The sequence below is a fragment of the Reichenbachiella sp. genome, assembly GCF_033344935.1.
Lineage (GTDB): Bacteria > Bacteroidota > Bacteroidia > Cytophagales > Cyclobacteriaceae > Reichenbachiella.
Window position 1 is genome coordinate 2,938,103 of record NZ_JAWPMM010000001.1, and the last position, 11,224, is coordinate 2,949,326.

The 11,224-nt window shown below is 39.6% G+C and carries 9 protein-coding genes; 3 read left to right on the forward strand and 6 right to left on the reverse strand.

Annotated elements, in window-relative coordinates:
- Genes R8N23_RS12780 through R8N23_RS12800 form a run of 5 tightly spaced genes read right to left on the reverse strand, consistent with a single transcriptional unit; the run spans nucleotide 1 to nucleotide 4,426 of the window.
- A complete protein-coding gene (locus R8N23_RS12780) occupies nucleotides 1-612 on the reverse strand; it encodes a phosphoribosylanthranilate isomerase (protein WP_318171995.1) in 612 nt (203 codons plus the stop codon).
- Nucleotides 609-1,403, reverse strand: coding sequence for an indole-3-glycerol phosphate synthase TrpC (gene trpC / locus R8N23_RS12785; RefSeq protein WP_318171996.1), 795 nt, complete (start codon nucleotides 1,401-1,403; stop codon nucleotides 609-611). Before trpC ends, R8N23_RS12780 begins: the two co-directional genes overlap by 4 nt.
- 2 nt (nucleotides 1,404-1,405) lie before the next feature.
- The gene (gene trpD / locus R8N23_RS12790; protein WP_318171997.1) at nucleotides 1,406-2,419 is read right to left on the reverse strand and encodes an anthranilate phosphoribosyltransferase; all 1,014 of its coding nucleotides are present in this window, start codon (nucleotides 2,417-2,419) and stop codon (nucleotides 1,406-1,408) included.
- Nucleotides 2,420-2,423: 4 nt separating this feature from the next.
- Nucleotides 2,424-2,990 (reverse strand): aminodeoxychorismate/anthranilate synthase component II, encoded by a 567-nt coding sequence (locus R8N23_RS12795; protein WP_318171998.1) that lies wholly within the window; start codon nucleotides 2,988-2,990, stop codon nucleotides 2,424-2,426.
- Complete coding sequence (locus R8N23_RS12800) at nucleotides 2,990-4,426, reverse strand: anthranilate synthase component I family protein (protein WP_318171999.1); 1,437 nt, start codon at nucleotides 4,424-4,426, stop codon at nucleotides 2,990-2,992. The genes R8N23_RS12795 and R8N23_RS12800 overlap by 1 nt, the downstream gene beginning before the upstream one ends.
- 321 nt (nucleotides 4,427-4,747) lie before the next feature.
- Here R8N23_RS12800 and R8N23_RS12805 point away from each other — a divergent pair, with 321 nt between their 5' ends.
- Entirely contained in the window at nucleotides 4,748-5,170 is a 423-nt protein-coding gene (locus R8N23_RS12805) for a TerB family tellurite resistance protein (RefSeq protein ID WP_318172000.1), read from the forward strand.
- Between the two features lie 11 nt (nucleotides 5,171-5,181).
- Here R8N23_RS12805 and R8N23_RS12810 read toward each other — a convergent pair whose 3' ends face one another.
- Entirely contained in the window at nucleotides 5,182-6,012 is an 831-nt protein-coding gene (locus tag R8N23_RS12810; protein WP_318172001.1) for an outer membrane beta-barrel protein, read from the reverse strand.
- 253 nt (nucleotides 6,013-6,265) lie between these two features.
- On the opposite strand from R8N23_RS12810, the gene R8N23_RS12815 reads away from it, so the two are divergent.
- Together R8N23_RS12815 and R8N23_RS12820 are read left to right on the forward strand one after the other, a co-directional pair.
- Nucleotides 6,266-7,867: a type IX secretion system membrane protein PorP/SprF gene (locus tag R8N23_RS12815; RefSeq protein WP_318172002.1), complete on the forward strand. Its 1,602-nt coding sequence runs from the start codon at nucleotides 6,266-6,268 to the stop codon at nucleotides 7,865-7,867.
- A gap of 24 nt (nucleotides 7,868-7,891) precedes the next feature.
- The gene (locus R8N23_RS12820; protein ID WP_318172003.1) at nucleotides 7,892-11,191 is read left to right on the forward strand and encodes an FG-GAP-like repeat-containing protein; all 3,300 of its coding nucleotides are present in this window, start codon (nucleotides 7,892-7,894) and stop codon (nucleotides 11,189-11,191) included.
- Nucleotides 11,192-11,224: the final 33 nt, after the last annotated feature.

Here is an 11,224-nt window from a genome sequence, read left to right on the forward strand (position 1 = left end):
TTATTGCTTTAATTCTTCTATAAATTCTTTTAATGCTTTCTCATCCTTTTGACCAGGACTCACTTCAAATCGGCTATTCACATCCACTGCAAACAGTTTTGGATGATCCAGCTTCTTAATTACGGCTACATCTTCCAGACCAATACCCCCACTTAAAATAAAAGGCCTGCTCAATTTGTATTGCTTCAAAACACTCCAATCAAATTGAGTACCGTTCCCACCATAAGCAGCCCCTTTGGTATCAAATAGAAAGTAGTCCACCACATCCTCATAGGATTTTAAATCGGTAGGCAATACATCATGGATCGAAAATGCTTTAAAAAGCCTAAATCCCTTTTCCTTCAGCGCTTGGCAATAGGCTGGACTCTCATCACCATGAAGCTGCAAATAGTCTAGATGATGAGTTTGGGCAATAATTTCTACTTTTTCGATACGCTCATTAACAAATACCCCCACCTTGAGTTTGTCGGATTTGATAGTCTGATTCAAATCTCCGTCATCAAAATTTCTTTTGGATTTATTATAAAAAATGAATCCAATAAAATCCACTTCTGAAGCATTGAGAAATGTCAGATTATCTTGATTTCTGATGCCGCAAACTTTGATTTTCATCCCTTTGCCATTTGAGTAGACATAAACTTTCTAAGCTCATTGGCAGGATCTTCATGTTTCATAAACTGCTCTCCGATTAGAAATCCCTTATAGCCTTCAGCAGCCAGAATATCCATCTCCTTTGTGGAGGATATACCGCTTTCTGATATTTTCAACTGCTCTTTCGGTAAGATTTTGGCCAAATCAATGGAATTCTGAATTGTGGTTTTGAATCGCTTCAAATCCCTATTATTTACACCTAAAATATCTACTGCATCATAATATCCTTCGTGAAATTCTTCTTCATTGTGAATTTCAAACAATACCTCTAACCCCAATTGATGAGCCAGGTCAGTAAACCTTACTATTTCTTCCTTGGTCAGAATAGCTGCTATCAAAAGCATTAAATCTGCCCCTATAGCTTTCGTTTTATACACCTGATATTCATCAATGATAAAATCTTTTCTAAGCACTGGACAAGACATATGTTTTCGAGCCCGTTGAAGATCCTCAATACTTCCTCCAAAATAATCCTGATCAGTAAGAATGGATATTGCCGATGCTCCGGCCTGGCAATAGCCTTTAGCTACTTCTGCTACATCCGCCTTATTATTGATTATTCCTTTGGAAGGTGACTGCCTTTTGAATTCTGATATAATTCCATAAGGAGCGGCTTCTTCTAAGTTTTTTACCGTAGAGTGGCAATCTCTATCGAAATAACTCGATTTGATCAAGTCATCAATGGAAATCACCGACTTCTGGTAAGCCAACTCTTCCTTCTTGGTTTGAACTATTTTATCTAATACATTCATGGTTATGTTACTGGCATTTGAGTTTTGCTTGGGTTTAAAAATGTTTTGAAGCATTCGTAGGCTGCTCCTGAATCTATCGACTCCTTAGCCAGCGCTACACCTTCTTTGATATCAGAGAGCCCTTTACCTATCGTTAGCGCCAATCCTGCATTAGCCAAAACCACCTCAGTCTGCGACTGTGTAGCTTCTCCCTTCAAAACATTCAGAAAAATATTGGCCGAATCCTCAATGGTCTCTCCTCCATTAATTGATGATTGACTCGTTTGGCTCAACCCAAGATCATTTGGATTGTATACTGTTTCGGTTTGATTGGTAATTACTTTGAAAGCGCCCGTAAGTGAAATCTCGTCATATCCATCTAAGGCGTGTACAATAGCACAATCACGCTTCTCATTTTGATGAAGGTATTGGTACAATCGAGCTAATTCAAGATTGTAAACACCAATCAGCTGTTTTTCTGGTCGACTTGGGTTAACCTGCGGCCCGAGCATATTGAAAAATGTCTTTAAACTTAAATCCCTACGTACTGGAGCTACATTTTTCATGGCTGGATGAAACAATGGTGCATGAAGAAAACAGATACCGGCTTCATCCAAACTTTTCCTTAATTCTTCTTCTTCCGCTTTGAATTCATACCCAAGGTGTACCAATAAATTCGAAGACCCGCACATAGAAGAAACTCCATTATTCCCATGTTTGGCCACATTTTGTCCTGCACCAGCCACGACAAAACATGAAGTAGTGGATATATTGAAAGTGTCTTTTCCATCACCACCTGTTCCGCACATATCCATGGCATCATAACCTTTCAAATTGATAGGTTTACACAGGTCTAGCATAGCTTCTTTGAATCCCGCTAATTCGTGCGTACGAATACTTCTCATAAGATAAACGGTCATGAAAGCAGCCATCTGACTTTCATTGTACGCCCCATTGGCGAGTTCAATCAAAGTATCCTTGGCTTCCTGCTGAGTCAAGATATAGTTATTCGTAAGTTTTTGTAAAATCTCTTTCATCTGATTAAGCATTAATCCAGTTTTCCATGAGTTTAATCCCGTGTTCGGTAAGAATAGATTCAGGGTGAAACTGCACTCCTCTTACCGCATATTCTTTATGCGCTACGGCCATGATTTCACCATTATCATCAACAGCCGTCACATTCAAATCTCCAGCTTGCTTTGGGTCTATCGCCCAACTGTGATAACGACATACCTTGAAATTTTCTGGAATATCTTGAAACAAAGGATCTTTTGCCTGAACCTTCACATTCGTAGCTATACCATGCAATACGGTAGGTAAATTGTAAAGCTTGGCACCAAACACTTCGCCTATCGCCTGATGACCTAAACACACTCCAAAAATGGATTTATCCTTCGCGTACTTTTTGATCACATCTAGCAAAATCCCACTTTCTGCTGGCAAACCAGGACCAGGCGAAAGCAAGATCCGGTCATATTTGCCAACTGCCTCAAGAGAGATCTCATCGTTGCGAAAAACATCCATGCTTTCGTCTCCTTCTAACTCCCTAAGAATGTGCACCAGGTTGTAGGTGAACGAATCGTAATTATCTAAAACTAATGTCTTCATTATTGCTGTGCTTCTAATTTTTTATTGATGCTATCCGCCTTTCTAATAGCTGATTCCAATGCACCTACTTTGTTATAAACCTCTTGAACCTCGCTATCAGGGTCCGATTTCGCTACCACTCCTGCGCCAGCTCTAAAATGTAATTTGTTATTCTGGCTCAAGAATGAGCGAATCAAAATGGCGTGATTGAAATTGCCATGGAAATCCATCAAACCAATCATTCCTCCATAATAACCTCTTTGAGAGCTTTCATATTCATCAATCAATTGCATCGCTCTATGTTTGGGAGCTCCAGAAAGTGTCCCCGCAGGAAAAGTATCCGTAGCCAAATCAACAGCCGTTTTTCCTTTTTTTAGATAAGTAGACACTTTTGACACCAAATGGATGACATGTGAAAAGAACTGAATCTCCTTAAATTTCTCTACGGTTACTCGATCTCCAGATTTACTCAAATCATTTCTTGCTAGGTCTACCAGCATTACGTGCTCTGAAGTCTCTTTTTCGTCCTCGGACAACGCCTTTGCCGCCACAGCATCTTGTTCATCATCTCCTGTTCGCTTGTAGGTTCCGGCTATTGGGAAAATTGCTGCCTGCCCATCGTTCACTTCCAACTGAGCCTCTGGCGATGAACCAAAAATTTTGAACGATCCATAATCAAAATAGAATAAATAAGGGGAAGGGTTTATACTCCGTAATGCTCGATAAAGCAAAAATTCATCTCCTCTGAACTGGGTACTAAAACTTCGAGACAAAACCATTTGAAATGTGTCTCCCCTTTGGCAGTGCTCTATGGCCTTCAGTACACTGGCTCTGTATTCTGCATCCGTCATGTTGGATTCCACCACCCCATTTGACTGAAAGGAGTACTCGGGAGTATTATTGGATGAGATGAGCATTTCTATTTCATCCAATTTAAAACCCTGACTTTCGTCTTCAAGGGCATTGTGCGTAATAAATATCTTGTTAGAGAAATGATCAAAGGCAATGACGTATTCAAAGAAAAAGTATTGCATCAATGGAATCTCAAAGTCCTTGATCTTTTGAGAATCGAATGTAATATTCTCAAATAGCTGAACTCCCTCATACGCTGTAAAGCCAAACAAACCAGCTTTGGTATACCGAACATTCTCATCCTTCTTCGTTTGGAAGCTCCCTAAGAATTGCTGAAATGCATCTAATGCATTTATATCTATCAGGTTTGAGAATTCGGCCGATTCGCCAGGTAACTGCTGGATCACATGCCCCTTTTCCACTTTAAATTCGGCCAGAGGGGAAAATGCGATATAAGAAATACTATTCTCTTTCGCATGGTAATCTGAACTTTCCAGCAAGAAAGAATTTGGGAATTGGTCCCTTATTTTTAAGTAAATACTTACCGGAGTCAATATATCTCCAAGTATTTCACGTGTCTTCGAATAGATTTTAAATTGTTTCATGTCAAATTTTGGCAAAAAAAAAGCCCCGATGATCGGGGCTTTGTTATTTATGTTTTTCAATACATACTAGGTCCGATCACATTTCGCTTGCAAAATGCTCCACCACCAGTTCGTATTGTTGTTTATCATTTTCATTGTTGCAATTATATTTCAGGATTTCACCAGAAGCAAAATTATATTCAAGTTTTTGAAAAATAATTTTCCCTCAAGCGAGATTAATAGTTATATATTTCAAAAATTGATTTAATTTGAAAATTAGAAACAAATTACTGAACTTGTACTTTCTTTAAAGATAGAAACACAGCCTAAATCAATATATATATGTCATCAGAGTTAGATGTAAAGCAGCAGTTGAGTTTGCTTGTCCACCTGTCAAAGGTTGATAATTTTATTGCAGAACCTGAATCAAAAATGATTCACTATCTAGGCAATTTGCACGGACTTACTGAAGATGACATTGAGACTATTATTGATAACCCAATGCCTATTCCTGAATTGCATGATTTGCACCCAGACACTAAGTTTGAGTACCTATTCAATATTGTACAGCTCATGAAGGTAGATGGCAAGGTATTCCAATCCGAAATTGACTTTTGCGAAAAAATCGCGCTTAAATTAGGCTACAAACCTGGAGTAATTGCAGACTTGTCAGCTTACGTATATAGTGACCCTACGATCAATACGAGTAAAACATTCTTGAGAAGTATTGTGGACGAGCACTTGATGCCTCGCAAAAAGAAATAAGCCTTTATTTATTACCTCTTGTATTTTTTAGCTTTCTTCCCGCCCACATTTGAGGTACTTTTTCCTTTTGTGGTCAAAGCTGGATTATATCCGAACATATAGGCTACGGAAACAACAAACATATGAGATCGATACTCTAGGTCTTCTTCATAGTTATTAATATTTGAGAAAGTCGTCCCATCATTGAAGGCCATATTTGAATGAGCCCAGCTTATTTTGGCGTCTACTATAGCTCGTTGTGATGGCGTAATATCAAACAACCAACCCACGCCAAAGTCAAGCGCATATTGCAGCCGGTTTGGTTTAGTTACTATAAGCTTATCGTTGTAATCACCAACATTAATTTCATCAAGTTCCTCTTTCACAAATTGCACATTGAATTTTACAGGAGTTCCTGGTTCAGATGCATTTTCCTCTGTTTCATCAGAAATAATAGTCCCCTTTCCCCCAAGCCACCAACTTAATCTCGGCCCAGCTTCAACAAACACCTTGAATCGGCTGTTTTTCATAAACACCACACGAGCCATGAGGGGAGCCGTAAGAAAGTGATTCACCGTTTTACTATCGAGGGTTTGATCCTGAAAGATATCCTTTGCTTGTGTTCTATTATTTACCCGCATATACATCAGCTCGGTATGCACTTCAAAATGCCCTTCAGTAGAATAATCCATGCCAATTCCTGCATGCCAATTCACTTTGTTGGAAATTTTGAAAGAATCTCTTCTTGATTCAGCTTGATATTGCGGCACAATAATTTGTCCTCCAATTTTAGGTCCAAACCAAAATTGAGCCTGACTGGAAAACGAAACCAACATTAACACTAATAACAATAATCTTTTCATTTCTATCTTAAGTGATCACCTGTTTGTATCAAGATTTGCAAAATACAATATTTATATCAATATCATTAGTCATGCAGTCGATTGCACAAAAATTATTCATGTTTTGATAATAATATCGTTTTTTTTCAATTATTGTATTGAGTGTAATCTAATTTCTATAGTTTGTTAATTTTCAATTAGATTTGAATCGTACAAATGTCAAAATAAAAGAACTAAATAAATAGTCTTTTACTTTAGCTATCAGGTATAACCTATGAAAAAAATTATATTAGTATTCCTGCTGTCAGCATACTTTGCAGGTCAGGGTCTTTTAGCACAAGACCAAAAAATTTACAGTCAATTTTTCATGAACCCTTATGTCATCAACCCAGCCTACGCTGGGTCTACTGGTTATACTACAGTATTTGGTGTACACCGGCAACAATGGCTGGGATTAGAAGGGGCGCCAGCTTATTCACATATTAGTTTTAGCACACCATTAGAAAACAATATTTCTTTTGGCGCTATGGCTTTTAACAATAATGAAAATGCTATTGTCACTTCAGGTGCAAAAGTGACTGGAGGCTACTTATTAGAGTTGGACCGAAAACAATTCATCCGATTCGGCATGTCTATTGGGGGTGGCTATACTTCTTACGACGTAGATGCAGGTGTAGATCCTACCCTACTTGCCTTGTCCAACACTTCTTTTATTATGGCTGATTTAGGAGTGTCCTATTATTATGAGAATTTTAATGTCGCGCTTTCTATTCCTAATCTGATCGGACGTGATGTTGTAGATTCCAATGGTTTTAGTGAGATACAGGTAGAGCCATATAAAGACCTCACACTTCAAGCCAATTATCGTCATTTAGTAAACAAAGACTTTTCCATAGAGCCACACCTCATCTATAGGTTCTCTGCTGAAAACCTATCTCAATACGAAGCGGCCGTTATCGCACATATCGGCCATGTTATCTGGGCAGGTTTGAATTATAGACAGGATTACGGAGCCGGAGCCCTTTTTGGAATTAAAATACAAGAAAAAGGCGCCATTGGTTTTGCCTATGAATATGGAAAGTCTGAATTAGATGGTGCAACTTCGGGCACTTTTGAAGTAAGTATAGGATTACAAATTGGTGACAAAAAGAAAAATCAACGTCAGGCAGTGTCTTTTATACACAACTTCAAAAAGTCAAAACACGAAAAATCAAAAAGCTCATCACGAAGTCAATACTTGGCTCAACAAAGGGCTAAAGCAGCAGAGCAGAGAAGAGCGCAACAAGCGGCCGCTGCTACTGCCGCCGCCACAGCTGCAGCAGCTCAAACCACACAACAAGCAACAGAAACTACGCCAGACCCTACAGAACAAACTACAGCGGATGTTTCCGCCGGAGCTGGTGAATCACAAGCTGCAGTAGTGAGTGAGACCATCGATCATGATACGCCACTTCAGCACCGAACGACTGATAAAGGCATTTGGGAGATTGGTGCTACCTACATTCAGACACGAGCTGACAGCACCAAAACTAAGGAACTCAAATGGCACGATGCCTTAACCGATACCCCAGATCATGCTGAATTGCCTCCGAACACACATCGTCGAGTACCAGGAAACATTTTGGAATTACCCGCTGGTCACCATGTAATAGCTGGAGAATTTGAATCTTATGAAGAGGCGGAAGACTATAGTGATAAAATCTTTGAAATGGGATTCCATGGATCACTAGTAGGTCACTTAGAATCTCTTGAAGACAAAAAATATGTAGTGGTTGTACATAAAGGAGCTACGATGGGTATTGCCAAGGAAGAGCAAGAAAGGTGGAGTAAGCGGAAAAACCTGAATCATGTGTACATTTTAAATGTGGTGGAATAATCAGAAATGAGAAAGACTAATCAAATGACTAAATATATAATAGCCCTTGCTATAGCCTTAGCTGCATCAGTAAATGCAATTGCTCAGGCACCATACATCAATAGCATCAGCCCTACGTCTGCAGGAGTTGGACAAGTTGTGAACATTACAGGAAGCAATCTTACTGGAGCTACGGTATTTTTCGGTGGCGTTGAATCTGGAACAGTAGACTTGAGTAATGCAGGAGCTGGCCTAGTTACTGCTACAGTACCTTTCGGAGCAACTTTTGATCAAATTTCTGTGCGTACTACCAATGGCATCGGATATTCCATGGAAAAATTTACTCCGACTTTTGATGGCAAATCTGTAACAGATGGTTCAACGGTTTTGGGAAACATGGGAGATCAAGAAATTTTTACGACATCAAGAACTCAAACACAAGACTTGTGTACTTGTGATTTGGACGGAGATAATCTTCTTGACATAGCAATTACCAATGCAGGAAGTACAGATGGATTGATTTGGTTCAAGAATTCTTCTACCGTGGGAGATGCTAATTTTGATGCAGCGGTTGTGATAGAAAGTCGCTTTACCATGACCAATGTGGTCTGTGATGATTTAAATGGAGATGGTTTTTCCGATTTACTGGGCAATGAGCTAGGAAATGAAGGAAGCCTCTTTACTTATCTTAATGATGGAGCGGGTAATTTTGACATTGGCGAAGAGTGGACACTCCCAACTAACGGCGGTTTATTCAGAAAGCCTGGGCGTATCGCTATCGCCGATTTGGATTTGGACGGTCTTCCGGAAATCATAGTCGCTACCGAAGATGACAATAAGGTCTATTATTTCGAAAATACTAGTACCGCCGTAGACATCGACTTTAATAGTACACCGGTAGCACTATCCGCAACTGAAAACTCAGGTACCGCTGGACTTGGCGGTCTTGATGTTGCCGATCTCAACAATGATGGTCTACCAGAAATTATCACATCCAATTTTACCGAATTGGGATACTATGTATTTCAAAACAACAGCCAGCCAAATACTATAACATTCAGAGATCCATTGTTTGTTAATACAAATAGCAGTATTAGAACCTTAATAACCGGAGATCTAAACAATGATGGTTTTGCTGATGTAGTTCTAACCAATTCGGATATTAGTAGTAGTAACGTTATTGAAATTTCAGAGAATAGCACATCTTCTGCGGGCAGCGACATCAGCATGAAAGCACCTATATCCATCTTAGGGATTAGACAAAGCTGGGGAGTAGACTTAGGTGACATTGATGGAGATGGTGATTTAGATATTATAGTAGGATCAGAAATTGAAAATGGATTTTACACCGTAATGAACACAAACCCTTCGTCTATTGCTGCATCAAGTTATAGTGTCGGCCTAGTCGCAGAGTCCAATCTAAATAACGCTAGAAACATAAAAGTAGCAGATTTTGATAATGATGGTCGCCCTGATTTCGCATATACTAATAACTCAAAATCTACGGCCAATGGTAATTTAGGTACGCGACTGAACGAAATATGTTTTGAGCCGGTAATCAGACCATCAGGTTCAACTATTCTTTGTACTGGTCAAACTGTAGATCTAATTGCACCAACAAGTGGATATTCTTATGCTTGGGAATTAAATGGTTCTACTACTGGTGGTGCTACCAATTCTCTTGTCGGTATCAATACCGCTGGCAATTACACAGTAACTATTTTAGACAACGCCGGATGTCAAGTAGAGTCTGCTGCAATTACTGTTTCTACCCCAACCGATGGCTATACACAACCAGCTATAATTGTAGATGATTCTACACCCTGTGGAGGAGACGATATAACTTTCACAACCACTCCGGGTGGTGCTACTAGTGCCTATTTATGGAGCGGACCTAACGGATTTACAAGTACAAACCAAAACCCAACTTTGGCAGAAGTCACCTCTGCTGGTTCGGGCGAATATTATGTAACTGCTACATCAAGCACAGCAGGATGCCAATTTAAATCCAATGTTTTAGTTGTAACAGTAACGTCAATCCCCGTTGTTGCTGTCAACAATATAAAACCTGACTTTTTCTGTAGCTCTAGTTCATTGGAATTAACCACGAATGATTTCGGGGTAGATTATACCTATGATTGGAAACTAAATAATGTGAGTACTGGAGAAACTGATCCCAGTGGATACACAGCAAATGCTGCTGGTGATTACAGCGTCACTATTACGGGGTCCGGGTGTTCTTATACGAGTGCAACCAGAACATTAACCACGGTAGCCTCTCCCACTTCAGCTTTCACTCCTTCTGACACTACCATTTGTGAAGAGGTGGAAGTCACATTCAACGCAACCTCAACTGGAGCAAGTGAACTAAGTATTGTTAACCATTGGGATTTCAAGGACGGGAGTAGTACTGAAACAGGCGATGCTCTTACACATGCTTTTGCAACCGCGGGCACTTACGCTGTAACCCTTACAGCCAAGTATGATGGCATAGCCGATGCTGACTGTACGTATGCACCCGTGGACTCCACTTTGACGGTAGTCGCACCTCCTACAGATGTTGATCTGATTATATCTGATAATAGTGATTCAAATAATTTTGAAAAATGTAGTGATACCGCGCTCACGTTGAGACTTGAGGATATATATGAAACCTATGCTTGGCGAATTGGCACGGATACTATCAGTCAAATTTCGATAGCAGAAGTTACTGTTGAAGCGGATGTTTTTGTTACTTTATCTGATAGTATCAAATGTATATATAGTACAGACGCTGTAACAGTATCCAATTATACAACAGGAGGAATTACGATTTCGGCCGATTCCAAAACCGTAGAGGATGATCAAGATTTGGGCAGAATAATTAATATGGATGAGGGCCAGTCTAGCATTACAATTTCTGTAAATAATGCTACAGAACCGGCATGGGAACCAGCTTTGTACATCGACGATACTACTGCCCTCTCAGTTGTCGTTTCAGTTTCAAACAAACAGCTTATATCAGTTTATGGAATTGACAACCTAGGTTGCCAAGAAAAAGATTCGGTCACTTTAGTTTTTCCAGGTGTAAACGCCGCAAAAAGCTTCACACCCAATGGAGATGGTATCGGTGATTGTTGGGAAGTATCAAATATTGGTGGTACCGATTGCCAGGTTGTGATTTTTGATAGCAAAGGAAGACGAATCAGAGAACTTTCGTTTAGTCCTGACGGAGGAGCCGATGATTGTGTTTGGGATGGCACTAAATCTAATGGTTCTGCCCTACCTGATGGTATGTATTATTATTTCATTAGCTGCTCGGATAGTGGAAATGAAAGTAACGGATCGATATTTATGGCCAGATAATGGGCGTTTTTTTTACCTAATCCATAGGGGATA